Origin of the sequence: Micromonospora globbae, assembly GCF_036184225.1 — a bacterium.
GTDB lineage: Bacteria > Actinomycetota > Actinomycetes > Mycobacteriales > Micromonosporaceae > Micromonospora > Micromonospora globbae.
The window spans coordinates 2,055,354-2,070,513 of the sequence record NZ_CP108084.1 but is presented as its reverse complement, the minus strand read 5'-3'; the positions used below and the strand labels follow the sequence as shown (position 1 = coordinate 2,070,513).

Annotated in this window: 12 protein-coding genes; 8 read left to right on the top strand and 4 right to left on the bottom strand. The window is 74.6% G+C overall.

What is annotated here, in order from left to right:
• The first annotated feature begins 37 nt into the window (after positions 1 to 37).
• Positions 38 to 340 carry a GNAT family N-acetyltransferase gene (locus tag OG994_RS09255; RefSeq protein WP_120329326.1) on the top strand — a complete coding sequence of 101 codons (303 nt, stop codon included), beginning with the start codon at positions 38 to 40 and terminating at the stop codon, positions 338 to 340.
• Here the strand turns inward: OG994_RS09255 and OG994_RS09250 are convergent.
• On the bottom strand, positions 333 to 977 hold the full coding sequence (locus OG994_RS09250) for a CGNR zinc finger domain-containing protein (RefSeq protein ID WP_328852840.1): 645 nt from the start codon (positions 975 to 977) through the stop codon (positions 333 to 335). The genes OG994_RS09255 and OG994_RS09250 overlap by 8 nt on opposite strands.
• Positions 978 to 1,063: 86 nt before the next feature.
• Between OG994_RS09250 and OG994_RS09245 the strand changes: the two genes are divergently transcribed.
• Together OG994_RS09245 and OG994_RS09240 are read left to right on the top strand one after the other, a co-directional pair.
• On the top strand, positions 1,064 to 1,639 hold the full coding sequence (locus OG994_RS09245) for a hypothetical protein (protein WP_147427252.1): 576 nt from the start codon (positions 1,064 to 1,066) through the stop codon (positions 1,637 to 1,639).
• Between the two features lie 74 nt (positions 1,640 to 1,713).
• Complete coding sequence (locus tag OG994_RS09240; protein WP_328852839.1) at positions 1,714 to 2,490, top strand: aminoglycoside adenylyltransferase domain-containing protein; 777 nt, start codon at positions 1,714 to 1,716, stop codon at positions 2,488 to 2,490.
• A gap of 64 nt (positions 2,491 to 2,554) precedes the next feature.
• Here the strand turns inward: OG994_RS09240 and OG994_RS09235 are convergent, their stop codons facing one another.
• On the bottom strand, positions 2,555 to 4,963 hold the full coding sequence (locus OG994_RS09235; RefSeq protein ID WP_328852838.1) for a beta-galactosidase: 2,409 nt from the start codon (positions 4,961 to 4,963) through the stop codon (positions 2,555 to 2,557).
• Positions 4,964 to 5,082: 119 nt separating this feature from the next.
• Between OG994_RS09235 and OG994_RS09230 the strand changes: the two genes are divergently transcribed.
• From OG994_RS09230 to OG994_RS09210, 5 genes are all read left to right on the top strand, one after another.
• Positions 5,083 to 6,114 (top strand): LacI family DNA-binding transcriptional regulator, encoded by a 1,032-nt coding sequence (locus tag OG994_RS09230; protein WP_120329157.1) that lies wholly within the window; start codon positions 5,083 to 5,085, stop codon positions 6,112 to 6,114.
• Positions 6,111 to 7,784, top strand: coding sequence for an ABC transporter substrate-binding protein (locus OG994_RS09225; RefSeq protein WP_328852837.1), 1,674 nt, complete (start codon positions 6,111 to 6,113; stop codon positions 7,782 to 7,784). The genes OG994_RS09230 and OG994_RS09225 overlap by 4 nt, the downstream gene beginning before the upstream one ends.
• A 63-nt stretch (positions 7,785 to 7,847) precedes the next feature.
• Entirely contained in the window at positions 7,848 to 8,843 is a 996-nt protein-coding gene (locus OG994_RS09220) for an ABC transporter permease (protein ID WP_120329155.1), read from the top strand.
• Between the two features lie 31 nt (positions 8,844 to 8,874).
• Positions 8,875 to 9,804 carry an ABC transporter permease gene (locus tag OG994_RS09215; protein ID WP_120329154.1) on the top strand — a complete coding sequence of 310 codons (930 nt, stop codon included), beginning with the start codon at positions 8,875 to 8,877 and terminating at the stop codon, positions 9,802 to 9,804.
• A 1-nt stretch (position 9,805) separates the two neighbouring features.
• Complete coding sequence (locus tag OG994_RS09210; RefSeq protein ID WP_328852836.1) at positions 9,806 to 11,677, top strand: ABC transporter ATP-binding protein; 1,872 nt, start codon at positions 9,806 to 9,808, stop codon at positions 11,675 to 11,677.
• Between the two features lie 129 nt (positions 11,678 to 11,806).
• Here the strand turns inward: OG994_RS09210 and OG994_RS09205 are convergent, their stop codons facing one another.
• Complete coding sequence (locus OG994_RS09205; protein ID WP_328852835.1) at positions 11,807 to 13,339, bottom strand: alpha-amylase family glycosyl hydrolase; 1,533 nt, start codon at positions 13,337 to 13,339, stop codon at positions 11,807 to 11,809.
• Complete coding sequence (locus tag OG994_RS09200; protein ID WP_328852834.1) at positions 13,336 to 15,156, bottom strand: GH39 family glycosyl hydrolase; 1,821 nt, start codon at positions 15,154 to 15,156, stop codon at positions 13,336 to 13,338. The genes OG994_RS09205 and OG994_RS09200 overlap by 4 nt, the downstream gene beginning before the upstream one ends.
• Between the last annotated feature and the right edge of the window lie 4 nt (positions 15,157 to 15,160).

The following is a 15,160-nucleotide window of genomic DNA, read 5'->3' as shown; positions in this document are numbered from 1 at the left end:
CGGGGTGGGGTCGCCGGCGGCCTGCGACACTCTCGTCATGCAGTTCACCGTGACGGACGTGCCCGAGCGTGAGCGCTTCGAGGCGCGGGACGAGGACGGCGCGCTCGCCGGCATCGTCACCTACCAGCTGACCGGCACCATCATCGCGTACACGCACACCGAGGTCGATCCGGCGTTCGAGGGCCGGGGCGTCGGCTCGACGCTGGCGCGGGCGGTGATGGACGACGCGCGGGCCAGGGGCCGCACGGTGGTGCCGATCTGCCCGTTCCTCGCCGGGTGGCTGGGCAAGCACCCCGAGTACGACGACATCGTGGTGCGCACGACCCGCCGGGTCAAGTAGCCGTACGCCGGCCGGTCGGCCCGTCGGTGGCGGGCCGGCGCCGGTCGGCGTACGCGCGCACCTTGGCCCGGTTGCCGCAGACGGCCATGCGGCACCAGCGTCGGCGGCCGCGCGGGTCGAGGAAGAGCCATCCGCAGTCGTCGCCGGGGCAGGCGCGGACCTGTGTCCGGGCCGGGGTGCAGAGCAGTTCGGCGGCGGCCCGTGCCGCGGCGAGCAGCGGCAGGCGCAGCCCTCCGTCGTCGGGCAGGGTCCAGCGGGCGATTCCCGTGTCGTCCGTCGCCAGCGTCGCGGCCGCCGCCGCCTCCCGCGCCAGCCGCGCCACGGCACCGAACGCGGCCGTGTCGCCCGGGACGAGGAAGACCTCGTGCAGCGCCGCCCGCAGGGACCGCGTCTCCGCCAGCGCGCGTTCGGCGGCGGCCGGCTCCGCCCGGGCCGCCGCGCGGAGCCGGCGCACCGTGTCGGCGGACAGCAGCCCGGCGTGCCCGCTCCAGACCGCGAGCCGGTCGTAGTCGCGCAGCCACTCCCGACGCGGGTCCGGTGTGTCCGCCCAGCCCGCCCACGTGTTGCACAGCTCCAGGCCGGGGTGGCCGGCGAGCAGGACCGGCATGGCGTAGCCGTCGACCTCGACCCAGTGCACGCCGACAGTATGCCTTGACCCGCCGCCTCCTAACCAGTCATCCTCAGCACACCGGTTAGCCATCAACTACTGGTTAGGAGGCGGGGATGCGCAGAGTGGTGACGGCCGCCCTGGCGGCCGCGGCGGTGCTCGGTCCGGCGGCGGCGGTGCTCGGTCCGGCCGCGGCGCCCGCGGCGGCGAGCGCAGGGGCGGACGGGGGGATCGGCCCGGGCAGCTACCGGCCCGAGCCGTGGCGCGCCTGGGTGCAGGAGGAGTGGACGGCGCCCGCCGGCCGGTACTGTTCGTTCCCCCTCCAGGTCCGGGTCGTCTCGCAGGACGTCCGGGTCCGGGTGGTCGCCCGGTACGGTGACGGCGCGGTCCGCCGCGAGGAGTTCGCCGGGCCGCTCGTCGTCGACTTCGTCAACGGCGCCACCGGTCAGAGCGTCCGGCGCGACGCGGGGGGCTCCGGCGCCGCCGACTACCGGCCCGACGGCAGTTGGCGGCGGTACACGATCGTCGGGCCGGCGGGGTTCGGGTTCCGGCCGGAGGACCGCTACCCGCGCGGCTACTACCTCCTCGACGGGGTGCACGTCATCGCGTTCGACGCCGACGGGACCCGCCGGATGGCCGTCGAGGTCGGTCGGGAGGAGAACGTCTGCCGGTCGCTCGGCGACGCCTCCTGAGCGGCTTCGCCCGGCCTCCGGCAAAGGGGTGCCCGGTGTGGTTCGACACCGGTCGATCGGGTCGGATTGGCGGCATGGACACCGACGTTCGGCGCTACCTCGACGACCTCGTCGCGGTGGCGCGCACGGTGCTGGGCGACGACCTCGTCGGCGGGTACGCCGCCGGTTCGGTCGGGCTCGGCGCCTACCAGCCGGGGCGCAGCGACATCGACGTGGCGTTGCTCTGCGCCGAGCCGATTCCCGACGAGGCCAAGCGCGCCCTGGTGGCCGGCCTGCGCCACGAGGCCCTGCCCTGCCCGGCGCGCGGGCTGGAGCTGGTCGTCTACCGCCGTGCGGTGGCCGCGTCCGGCACGGCCGAGCCCGGCTTCGAGGTCGAGGTGAACACCGGGGCGCGGATGGCGTTCCGCGCCACGTACGACCCGGCGGACCGGCCGGTCGCGGACGGGCACTTCTGGTACGCGCTGGACCGCAGCATCCTGCACCAGTGCGGGCACGCGCTGCTCGGCCCGCCGGCCGCCGAGGTGTTCGCCGACGTCAGCCCCGCCGATCTGCGCCGCCTCCTCGTCGACGCGCTGGGCTGGTGGCTCGCCCTGCCGACACCGGCCGGTGACGAGCCGGCGCCCGGCGCCGAGGACGCGGTGCTCGGCGCCTGCCGGTCCCTGGTCCGGGTCCGGCACGGACGCTGGCTGGCCAAGACGGCGGCCGGGCGGCGGGTGCTGGCCGACGGCGACGAGGCGGCACCGGTGATCGAACGCGCCATCGCCGCGCGTCTCGGCGGCACGCCGCCCAGCGGGCCCGAGGCGCGCGCCTTTCAGCAGCGGGTGCTCGACGAGGTCGCCCGCGCCGCCTGAGGCGCCCCGCCGGGTGGCGGAGAGGGCCCCGGCCGCCACCGGCAGGGGCCCCTCCGCGCGGACGTCAGCCGACGGTGACCCGGAACGGTTCGTCGACCGGCCCGCCCGGCAGACGCACGGTGACGCGGTCGTCCGCCGTGTGCACCACCCCGCGGCTCGTGGTGACCGGCCGGTCGGTCGCGAGCACCACCTCGTCGTCGCCCTGCGTCGGGCGCAGCAGCACGCTGTCCCCGTCCCGGGAGACCAGCTCGCAGGTCGTCTCGACCAGCGTGGCGGCGCCCACCCGCACGCCGTACGGGAGGATCAGCCCGGTGCGGGCGGGCACCCGCAGGCGGCGTCCGCCGAGCAGCGGGGCGCCGTGCCAGCCGAGCGCGACGGTGACGGCCGACGGCGCCACGTTGACCAGGTGCAGCAGCCGCTGCCCGGCCCCGTCCACGGTGGAGGTGAGCACCAGGCCGGGACCGTCGGCGTCGGGGGCGAGCCGCGGCCGGGCGCCGAGCCGCTCCGCGGCCGCCCGCCAGAACTCCAGGTCGCAGGGCACGTCGGCGGCGACCACGAGGGCCCGTCCCGCGCCCACGGACACCTCCACGGCGCACGGCTCGCCGGAGCCCACCTCGGTGAGCACCGGCTCGGCGGCGGCGCCCGCCAGCCGCTGCGCGTACCCGACCCGCGCCTCGGCCCGGCCGGCCGCCCAGCGGTGACCGACCACGGACGGGAAGCACTGCGGCCCGTCGTCGACGCGTCCGGTCACGGTGAGGCCGAGCGCGTCGGCGAGCAGCGTGCACCGGGTGCCGTCGTGGTCGCGCTCGGGCAGGACGCCGTGCAGCAGCAGGCGGCCCCCGCCGCGCAGGTGGTCGACGAGTCGTTGCTGCACGTCCCGGCCGAGCGTGGCCGCGCTGGCCAGCGCGATCACCGGCGGCGCGCCGGCCGGCAGCGGCGACTGGAGGTCGACGGCGGGGAACGAGTAGCCGGCGAGCAGCAGCGCGCGGGCCAGCACGTCGCGGGGGCCCATGCCGCGGAACCGTTCCAGGTCGGCGACCTGCGCGGCGCGGGACGCCGACGCGGGGTGGTGGTACTCGGTGAGGTAGTGGTCGGGCACGAATCCGAGCGCGAGCCCGTCGTTCTCCTCGTCGGAGTCGGCGAGCAGGTCGGCCACACCGCGTACGGCGTGCAGCGCCCGCCGGGCCGCCCCGAACGTCGGGTTGAGACGCCCCTCCGGGTCGACCGGCGCCGCGAACCCGTGCCGCTCGCCGGTGAACGCGATCCGGTCGTTGCCGTCGCCCACCGGCTCGGCGAGGGGCGGGTTGTAGCCGCCGGCGAAGAGGTAGAGGTTGAGCAGCCGGTTGCCCTGCGCCACGCAGAGCCGCGCCTTCAGCTCGATGGCCTCGGGCGGGTAGAGGATCGCGAGGTCCTGGCCGTAGTCGCCGTTGCCGGCCTCGAACTCCAGCGAGGTCAGCGGCTGGTGCGCGTCGTGCACCGCGGCGAGGAAGGCGTTGCCCACGTACAGGTCGGCGACGTTGGTGACGGTGAGGTCGCCGAGGTAGTAGTCCGAGCCGGAGGTGAGCTGCGGCTGCCCCCGGTACGCCTCGAAGAGCTGGCTGATGCCGATCGGGAACGTGCGCCCGCGCCCGCCCCCGGTGCCGTGCACGTTGACGAGGAACGGCACGCCGGTCACCCCGTGCCGTTGCGCGGAGTCCCGCAGCGCGGCCACGTACCGGCGGTACCGGTCGCGCATGTAGCGGCCCAGGTCGTCGTGGAGCGTCAGCGACCGCTCCTCGGCCGGTGTGCGCAGCGCCGCCGCCCAGGCCACCGGGTCGCCGGGATCGGCGCCGACCCGCTCGGCCGCGCCGTCCTTGCCGTACCGCTCGACGGCCCAGCGCCGCAGGTCCTCGCAGACGCCGTCGGTGAGGTCGGGGGAGTTGGTCACCCACGAGAGCATCCCGATCTCGTTGTCCAACTGGACGGCGATCACCGGGCCGCCCCGGTCGGCCAGCCGCTCGGCGATCACCGGCATGACCTGCGCGTACCAGCCGTCGGCGGCGGCCAGGAACTCGGGCGCGAGGTAGTCGATCGTGCGCGTGGTGACGGGCCGTCCGTCCCACGTGGTCGGCAGCAGGTGCGGGTGCGACTCGTACACCCGGTAGGGGATGCCCTCGTTCTTGACCTCGGCCATGATGAAAGGCCCGGGCCGGACCACGGCGTGCAGGCCGCGTTCGTGGGCCAGGTCCAGGAACCCGGCCAGGTCACGCTGCTCGTGCGTACGCCCCGTGAGGTCCACGGTGCCGTCCGGCAGCTCGTGCCAGAGCCACGGCACGTAGGTGGCGACGGTGTCGCCGCCGCACTCGCGGAGCCGGTCGAGCCGGTCCGCCCAGGCCGCCCGTGGCAGCCGGAAGTAGTGCACCTCGCCGGCGAGCAGCAGGCGGGGGCGACCGTCGACGACGATCCTGCGGTCGTGGAGACGAACTCGCGACATGCGGTCTGACTCTTCCTCTCGACGGATCTCCAGGCGGTCCCTCTTGTGCTCCGGCGGGCGCCTGCTTATCGTGCCTGAAACCGGTTTCTGTTAACCGCACGTTACGGATCGAGGGAGCCATGGGCAACAGTCGGGTCACGGTTCGGGAGATCGCGCGGCTGGCCGGCGTCTCGGTCGCCACGGTCTCCCGGGTCTCCAACGGCACCGGCCAGGTGTCGGAGGAGATGCGCCGACGCGTCCTCGATGCCATCGAGAAGTACGGCTACCGTCCGGACCACCTGGGCCGCGCGCTCGCCGCCCGCCGGCACGGCGCGCTCGGCCTGGTCTTCCCCGGCCTGTCCGGCCCCTACTTCACCGAGCTGATCCAGGGCTTCGAGTCGGAGGCCGTGCCGGCCCGGGCCAGCGTGCACATCCTCTGCACCCACCTGCGGGAGGACTCCGACGACCAGGTCCTCGAGATGGCCCGGCGGGTCGACGGCGTGGCCGTCGTCGGCGGCACCATCTCCGACCCGGCGCTGCTGCGGCTCGCCGAGATGGTTCCCGTGGTCGTCCTGGCCGGTCGGGGCCCGGAGACCGTGCCCTCGGTGAGCGTCGACAACGCGCCCGCCATGGCGCGGCTGACCCGGCACCTGCTCGTCGACCACGGCCTGCGGGACCTCGCCTTCGTCGGCAACCCCGACGGGTCGCCCGACGTCAGCGAGCGGTGGGCCGGCTTCCGGGACGCGTACCGGGAGCTGGACCTGGACCCGCCCGCCGAGCCGGTCCGGGTCGCGATGCAGCAGCCCGACGGCGTGCTCGCCGCCGAGCGGCTGCTCACCGGCGGCGCCGCCCCGCAGGCGGTGGTCTGCGCCAACGACGAGATCGCGCTCGGCGTCCTCGTCGGGGCCCTCGGCCGGGGCCTGCGCGTGCCGGAGGACCTCGTCATCACCGGCTTCGACGACGCGCCCATGGCCGCGCTCGTCGCGCCACCGCTCACCACCGTGCGACAGCCGATCCGGGACCTGGCCGCCGAGGCCGCCCGGTCGATCCTCACCGCCGTCGACGCCCCCGGCGCGGCGGCGCCCGACAGCATCGTCCTCCCCACCGAGTTCGTCGTGCGCCGCAGCTGCGGCTGCCCGGCGGAATCCCCCACTGGAGGTACCGGCAAGTGAAACGACCACGACTCGCCCGGATCGCCGCCGTAGCGGTGGCCGTCGCCCTGGCGGCCAGCGGCTGCACCGGCACCGAACAGGAGTCCGGCCCCGGCACCGAGGGCCGCATCGCCTACCTCGACTACGGCGACTTCGGCGGCGGCAGCAACCCGCAGGCCAACTACAACCCGTACCTCGACGCGAGCCGCCTCGGCGCCACCGAGTACGTCTTCGAGCAGCTCATCACGTACGACAACTACGGGTGCCAGGCGAAGCCCTGGCTCGCCACCGAGTGGAACTGGACCGACCCGCGGACGCTGGTGTGGAAGCTGCGGTCCGGGGTGAAGTGGAACGACGGCAAGCCGTTCTCCGCCGACGACGTCACCTTCACCTTCGACATGCTCAAGCAGCACAAGGCGCTCGACACCAAGGGCATCTGGCGCTACCTGAGCGCCGTGGAGGCGACCGACCCGCAGACCGTCACCATGCGGTTCACCCAGCCCGGCGCCGCGGCCTTCACGCTCTTCAGCGAGATCAAGATCGTGCCGAAGCACGTCTGGTCCACCGTGCCCGACCCGGTGACGTTCCCCAACGCCGAGAAGCCCGTCGGCACCGGCCCGTTCACCGTCAAGGCGTTCAACCCGCAGCAGCTGACGCTGGCCCGCAACCCCGACTACTGGCAGGCCGACAAGGTCATGGTGGACGAGCTGCGGTTCCACAAGGCCGACGGCGGGGGCCAGATCGACCAGCTCAAGCTCAGCCGCGGCGAGTACGACACGAACGCCATGTTCGTGCCGGACATCAAGAAGGCGTACGTCGACCGGGACCCGGAGCACAACAGGTACTGGTATCCCTCCGGCGGCTCGATCAGCGTCTACATGAACCTCACGAAGGCGCCGTTCAACGACACCGCCTTCCGCAAGGCCCTGCTGCCCGCGTTCAACCGGCAGGAGATCGTCGACAAGGCGCAGCTCGGCTACGTCAAGCCGGCCAGCCAGACCGGCCTCGTGGTGCCCGGGCAGGCCGACTGGCTGCCGAAGGACATCCCCAACCAGGGCGTCATCGCGTACGACCAGGCCAAGGCCGACGCCGACCTCACGGCCGCCGGCTACCCCCGCAACGGCGACGGCAAGCGGGTCGGCAAGGACGGCAAGCCGATCCAGTTCAGCTTCCGGGTGCCCGGCTCCTGGACCGACTGGGTGCAGGCGCAGCGGATCATCGTGGCCAACCTGACCGCGCTGGGCTTCACCGTCCGGGCCGAGACGCCCACCCCCGAGGCGTACGAGAACGACCGGGCGATCGGCAACTACGACATGCTGCTCGGCGTCCACGGCGGTAGCTGCAACATGTTCCGCAACTTCCAGGAGCCGCTGGCCAGCGACCAGTCCGCGCCGATCGGCAAGAAGGCGGTCAGCAACTTCGTCCGCTGGAACGACCCGCGCACCGACCAGCTCATCGACACCCTGCGCACGGCCACGGACGAGGCCGCGCAGAAGGCCGCCGTCGCCGACCTCACCAAGGTCATGATGGAGCAGGTGCCGATGATCCCGCTCTGGTACGGCGCGAAGTGGTTCCAGTACCGCACGACCAAGGCGGTCGGCTGGCCGAACGAGGAGAACCCGTACGCCGCGCCGAGCGACAACCTGCTGATCATCACCAACCTGAAGCCCGCCGGGGCCGGCGCCAAGTAGCCGACGGCCGGCCGGCGCGCCCGCGCGCGCCGGCCGGCACGCCCCGAGAAAGGGATGGCTCCCGTGGCCTACTTCGTCAGACGCTTCCTGTTCTTCCTCGGCACCCTGTGGGCCGCCGTCACGCTGAACTTCCTGATCCCGCGGCTGCAGCCCGGCGACCCGGCCGAGGCCATCGTGTCGCGGCTGGCCGGGCAGAGCGAGAGCATCGACCCGGCCCAGGTGCAGGCGATCCGCGTCATGCTCGGCACCCCGGACGGCAACCTCTTCGACCAGTACGTCCAGTACCTCGGGGCGGTGCTGCACGGCGACTTCGGCATCTCGTACACGTACTTCCCGTACAGCGTGACCCACATGATCGGGCAGGCGCTGCCGTGGACGGTGATCCTGGTCGGCGTCACGCAGATCATCTCGTTCGTCGTCGGCACCCTGCTCGGCACCTGGGCCGCGTACCGCCGCAACAGCCGCGTCGACTCCGTCATCACGCTGGGCTCGACGTTCCTCGGCACGCTGCCGTTCTTCTGGCTCGCCCTGCTGCTCGTCTACGTCTTCGCCATCACGCTGCGCTGGTTCCCCGAGCGCGGCGGCTACGGCGGCGGCAGCTCGCCCGGATGGAACTGGCTGTTCATCTCCGACGCCTTCCAGCACAGCGTGCTGCCGGCGGTGGCGCTGCTGATCACCGGGCCGATCGGCTGGATCATCGGCATGCGCAACAACATGGTGCAGAGCCTCGGCGAGGACCACACCCGCCTCGCGGTCGCCCGCGGACTGCCCCGGCGCCGCGTCGCCATCACCTACGGCGCGCGCATCGCGATCCTGCCCAACGTCACCGGCTTCGCCATCGCGCTCGGCGGCATCCTCGGCGGCACCGTGCTCGTCGAGACGGTCTTCAACTACCCCGGCATGGGCCGGCTGCTGCTGGAGTCGGTGTCCAGCCGGGACTACCCCCTGATGCAGGCCATCTTCCTGTTCACCACGATCGGCGTGCTCGTGGCGAACTTCCTGGCCGATCTGCTCTACGGGTTCCTCGACCCCCGGGTGCGAAAGGTGGAGTCGGTATGACCATCGGTCACGACGGGCGGGGTGAGGACGCGTGAGCACACCGGCCCCCGCCGTACCCGCGCCCGGCGCGGACACCGAGGGTGTGCAGGCCGCCGCCACCGCGGTGGCCCGCGGCACCCGGCTGCCCGGCTGGTTCGTCATCCTCTGGCGCAACCGCAAGTGCCGCATCGGCATCCTGATGCTCGCGGCGTTCGTCCTCGTCGCGGTGTTCGCGCCGCTGATCGCTCCGTACGACCCGCGCGACGACGCGTTCCCGACCTCGCTGGGCCCCACCGCCGACCACTGGCTGGGCACCACGGCGCAGGGCGAGGACGTCTTCTCCCAACTGGTCGTCGGCGCCCGCACCTCGCTGGTCGTCGGCCTCGCGGCCGGCGTCCTCTCCACCCTCATCGGCCTGGTCGTCGGCCTCACGGCGGGGTTCGTGGGCGGCTGGGTCGACGAGGTGCTGTCGTTCCTCATCAACCTCGGCCTCGTCGTGCCGGCGCTGCCGCTCATGGTGACGCTCGCCGCGTACGCCCCGGTCCGCGGGCTCTGGCTGATCATCATCGTCATCAGCGTGACCGGCTGGGCGTACGGCGCCCGGATCAAGCGCTCGCAGATCATCACCCTGCGCACCCGGGACTACATCACGGCCGCCCGGTTCGCCGGCGACCGCACGGCCCGGATCATCGCCCGCGAGATCGTGCCGAACATGACCTCGCTCATCGTGGTCGGGTTCATGGGCGCGGCGCTCGGCGCCATCGGCGGCGAGGCGGGCCTGGCGTTCCTCGGGCTCGGCGACCCGCTGACCGTCAGCTGGGGGACGATGCTCAACCAGGCGAGCCTCGGCGGCGCGATGCTCACCGGCCAGTGGGCCTGGCTCATCGCCCCCGGCCTGGCGCTCTCCCTGCTCATCACCTCCTTCACGCTCATCAACTTCGGCATCGACGCGCTGAGCAACCCCCACCTGCGGGAGGACTGACATGGCTCTGCTCGAGGTGGACCACCTCTCGGTCACCTACACCCCCCGCGACCAGCCGGCGAACCGGGCCGTGCACGACGTGTCGTTCCACATCTCCGAGGGCGAGTTCGTGGGACTGCTCGGGGAGTCCGGCTGCGGCAAGTCGACGCTCGGCAACGCGGTGCTGCGGCTGCTCTCACCGCCGGCGCGCATCACCGGCGGTCGGGTCACCTTCGACGGCGTCGACCTGACCACCGCCGACGAGGAGAAGCTGCGCGAGCTGCGCTGGGTGGACCTGTCCACCGTGTTCCAGAGCAGCATGAACTCGCTCAACCCGGTGATCCGGGTGCACGCCCAGTTCGCCGACACGTTCGCCGCGCACAAGGTGCCCGGCGACGTCACCGAACGCGCCACCGAACTGCTCGAACTGGTCGCCCTGGACCGGCGGGTGCTGCGGGCGTACCCGCACGAGCTGTCCGGCGGCATGAAACAGCGGGTGGCCCTCGCGCTCGCCCTCGCCCTGCGCCCCAAGCTCGTGCTGCTCGACGAACCCACCACGGGGCTGGACGTGGTGGTCCAGCGGGGCATCCTCACCCGCCTCGCCGAGCTGCGCCGCGAGCTGGGCTTCGCGGTGCTGTTCATCAGCCACGACCTGGGCACCGTGCTGGAGATGGCCGACCGCGTCATGGTCATGTACGGCGGCGAGATCGTCGAGGACCGCCGCGCCGCCGACATGCTCCGCGAGCCCCGGCACCCGTACAGCCGTGGTCTGCTCGGGTCGTACGCCGACCCGCGCCTGCCCGACGTCCGGGTCAGCTACATCCCCGGCCGGCCGCCGGACCTGTCCCGGCCGCACACCGGCTGCCTCTTCGCCGCCCGCTGCCCGCACGTGGAGGACGCCTGCCGGACGACGCACCCGGACCTGCTGCCCGACCGGCACGGGCTGGTCCGCTGCCTGGTCGCCCAGTCCGACCGGCTGCCAGTGGTGACGCTCGGCAGCGCCGACGCCGCCGCCACCCTCGGCAGCCACTTCCCGGCCACGGGCACCCTCGACCGGCCGGCCGACGCGGCCGAGGCCGCCCCCGTGCTCACGGTCACGGGGGTGAGCAAGCGCTACACCACCCGGCGGGGGCTGCGGACCAGCAGCGTCGAGGCGGTCCGCGACGTGTCCTTCGCGCTGCGCCCCGGCGTCGTGACGGCCCTCGTCGGGCAGAGCGGCAGCGGCAAGTCCACCCTCGCCCGGATCGTCACGGCGGTGGAACGCCCGACCAGCGGCGAGGTCCGGTTCACCGGCGACGACGGCACCGACGTGCGGGTGGACCGGCTGCGGGGCGCGGCCCTGCGCGACTACCGCCGCCACGTGCAGATGGTGTTCCAGGACCCGTTCAGCGCGCTGAACTCGACCCGCACCGTCGCGTACGCGCTGTCCCGGCCGCTGGCCAACTTCGCCGGCCTGCGCGGGGCGGCCGCCCGCGAGCGCGCCGCGCAGCTGCTGGAGAGCGTCGGACTCGCCCCGGCCGGCCAGTTCCTCGACAAGCTGCCGCACCAGCTCTCCGGCGGTCAGCGGCAGCGGGTCGTGACCGCGCGGGCCCTGGCGCCCGACCCGCGGGTGCTCATCGCCGACGAACCGATCTCCATGCTGGACGTGTCGATCCGCGCCGAGATCCTCGAACTGCTCGGCGACCTGGTCCGCGACCGCCGGCTGGCGATGCTCTACATCACCCACGACCTGCTCAGCGCCCGGCTGCTGGCCGACGAGGTGCTGGTGCTCAACCAGGGCGTGCTGGTCGAGCGCGGCCCCACGCGGGAGGTGATCGGGGCGGCCCGCGACGAGTACACGAGGCTGCTGCTCGACTCGATCCCGAACCCGTTCGCGAAGGCGGCCGCCGGTTAGGTCACGCCGCCGACCGGGTGTCACGAAGGGGCCCCCGCGCCACCCGAGGCGTCCGCGGGGGCCCCTTCGCTCACGCGAGCCAGGCGGTGGCCGGCGCTCTCACGCGAGCCAGGTCTGTCGCGCGCGCTCTCACGCGAGCCACGCGGTGGCGCGCGCCGGCAGCTTCTCCTCCGTCGCCGGGGCGCTGGCCAGCAGCAGCCGCCGGCCGTACGGGCGCCAGTCCACCGGCGCGTCCCCGAAGTTGACCAGGCAGGTCGGGCCGTGCTGCCCCCGACGGAAGGCCAGGCAGTCGGCGGGTGCGTCCCGCCAGGTCAGCTCCTCCGGCCGGCCCCGCCACCACGCGCCGCGCAGCGCCAGCGCGGCCCGGGTCACCGCCAGCGGGGAGGCCGGGTCGTCGCTCTGCCGGGCCACCGACCGCGCGCCCCAGCCGGCGGGTTGCGGCAGCCACGGGGTCGCGCCGTCCGGGCCGAAGCCGTACGGCGCCGGGCCGTCGGTCCACGGCAGCGGCACCCGGGCACCGTCGCGGCCCCGGTCGGCGCCGCCGGAGCGCCGGAACACCGGGTCGCGGATCTCCCCGTCGGCGAGCGCCACCTCGGGCAGGCCGAGTTCGTCCCCCGCGTACAGGTAGACCGCGCCGGGCAACGCCAGCATCAGGAGCAGCACCGCCCGGGCGCCGTCGGGCCCCCACCGGTCGGCGGCGCGGCGCACGTCGTGGCTGCCGTGCACCCAGGTGGGCAGCCGCCCGTGCCGTCCCGTGGCGGCCAGCAGCGCGTCGACGCCCTCCCGCCACGGCTGTGCGCGCAGCGGCCAGTAGAGCGGGTCCATGGCGAACGCCTGCCCCAGCTCGTCGGGGCGCAGGTAGGGCGCGAGCACGTCCGGCCCGCCCCAGGTCTCCGCCACCCCGAGCCGGTCGCCCGGGTACGACGCCAGCACCCGCGCCCAGCGGCGGTAGATCTCGTGCACCTCGTCCCGGTCGCTGTACGGCGCCGGGTCGCCCGGCCGCCACCCGTCGGGCAGGTCCGGGTACGCGGGGTCCTTCGACAGCGAGCCGGCGGCGTCGAAGCGCACCCCGTCCACGCCCCGGTCCAGCCAGAACCGCAGCGTCGCGAGGGCGTCGGCGGCCACCTCCGGGTGCTCGTGCCGCAGGTCGGGCTGCTCGCGGTCGAACAGGTGCAGGTACCACTCGCCGTCGCCGAACGGCGTCCACGCCGGGCCGCCGAAGATGGACGGCCAGTTGGTCGGCGGGGTGGCGCCGTCGGGGCCGCGTCCGGGCCGGACGTGGAACCGGGCGCGCTCGGGCGCGCCGGGGCCGGCCGCGCGGGCGGCCACGAACCAGGGGTGCGCCGACGAGACGTGGTTGAGCACCAGGTCGACGACCACCCGCAGGCCCAGCCGGTGCGCGTCGGCGATCACGCCGTCGGCGTCGGCGAGGGTGCCCAGCCGGGGGTCGACGTCGCGGTGGTCGGTGACGTCGTAGCCGGCGTCGTGGTCGGGGCTGGGGTAGAACGGGGTGATCCACAGCGCGTCGACGCCGAGGGAGGCCAGGTAGGGCAGGCGCCCGCGCAGGCCGGGCAGGTCGCCCAGGCCGTCGCCGTCGCCGTCGGCGAACGAGCGGACGTACGCCTCGTAGGTGACGGCCTCGCGCCACCAGGGTGCGGTCATCGCGGGGTCAGCTCCAGCAGGGACAGCGACGGCATGGGCAGGGTCAGCGTCAGGGCCAGCCGGCCGTCGTCGGGTGTGACGGTCCGCGGGGACGCCGCGTCGGCGAGCGTGTCGGCGGCGCGCAGCGCGGCCCACTGCTCCGCGGTGGGCCAGCCGTCGACGCCGAGCCGGCGGGCCGTCGCGGCCAGGTTGGACGTCTCGTCGTCCAGCCGCCGGTGCCGCAGCGTGTACGCCCCGCCGGGCAGGCCGCTCAGCCGCAGCCGTACGTCCCGGCCGAGCCGGCGGCGCTGCGCGGGCCGGTCCAGCACCCCCTGGTCGAGCGTGCCGTTCCACACCACCACGGCCACCCGCCCCGTCTCCGGGTCGACCGACGGCCAGGCCCGCACGAGGGTGCCGGCGCCGTCCCCGACCAGGCGGGCGGGCAGCCGGAGCGGGCCGAGCCGCTCCAGCATCCACAGTGCCCAGAACCGGGGCTTGGCCAGGTTGCCGACCGACAGCAGCCCGAACCCGCCGTGCAGCAGCGCGGGTGGACGGCCCAACTCCTCGAAGTGGTCGCTCGCCACCCAGCAGGCCAGCGCGTCGACCCGGCCGGCCGCCTCCTGCATGCCGGTGGCCACGAACGCGGCCGAGAGCACCGAGTCGTTGACCGGGGCGAAGTGGGTGGGGGAGGGGCCCCACTCGGTCCAGAGCAGCGGGGTGCCGGCGCGCCCGTGCCGGGCCAACGCGGGGCGCAGGTCCAGCGGCGGGCTGCCGTACACGTGGGTGGAGAGGAAGTCCAGCGGCGCGCCCGAGGCGTCGACGTGGTCGAGGAACGGCTCGATCCACCTGGTGGCCGCGGTCGCCGGCCCGCCGACGGGCAGCCCGGGGCAGGCCGCGCGGACCGCGCGGGCGGTCACGTCGTACATCCGCAGGTACTCCTCGCGGGTGCCGGTCCAGAAGCACTCCAGGTCCGGCTCGTTCCACACCTCGACGGCCCAGCGCCGCAGCTCCGCGTCCCCGACCCGGGCCCGCAGGTGCCGGATCAGGTCACCGACCAGCGCCGCCCACCGGTCCCAGTCCTTCGGCGGGCTGGACACCCCGGCGGCGGTGACCTCACGGGACGGGTCGCGGGCCAGCGCCCGGGGCACGAACGACAGCTCCAGCACCGGCCGCAGGCCGGTGGGGGCGAGCGCGTCCAGCACGGCGTCGACGCCCGTGAAGTCGTGCACCGGTTGGCCGTCCACCTCCCGGTAGACCCCCAGGTCGTCGCCGAGGATGCCGTGGGCGCGCACCCGCCGTACGCCCAGCTCGCGGTGCACCCGCCCCAACGCGGCCGCCAGCCCGGCGCCCATCGGTTCGCCGCCGACGCGGTCGGTGCTGAGCAGCAGGCTGAGGTGTTCGGAGCCGACGGTGTCCCGCCACGGCCGGTGCACCGGCCCGGCCGGGCGGGACACGTCCACGTCGACCTCGACACGCGCGTCACCGTCGGCCCGTGCGGCCACCGGCACGGACGCCGTCCCCAGCGGGCCGTCCCCGGGCCGGTCCGGGTCGTGCACCGGGCGCACGGCGTACCGCACGGTCCGTCCGGGCTCGACGGTGGTGTCGGCGTACGGCGGGCCGGGCACCGCGAGCAGGTCCCCGCCCCGGTGGTCGACCACCCGGAACGGGCCGTCGCCGTCGGCGCGGTGCACCAGGTAGCCGGCGGCGCCCGGCACGGGGTCCCAGTCGACGTCGACCTGGCCCCGCCCGGGGCGTACCCGGACACCCCCGGCCGTCCCGGCGGGGGCGTCCGCCGGGGCGCCGGAGGCCGTCGCGCGGGGTGCGGGCGTGGCGGTCACGGCC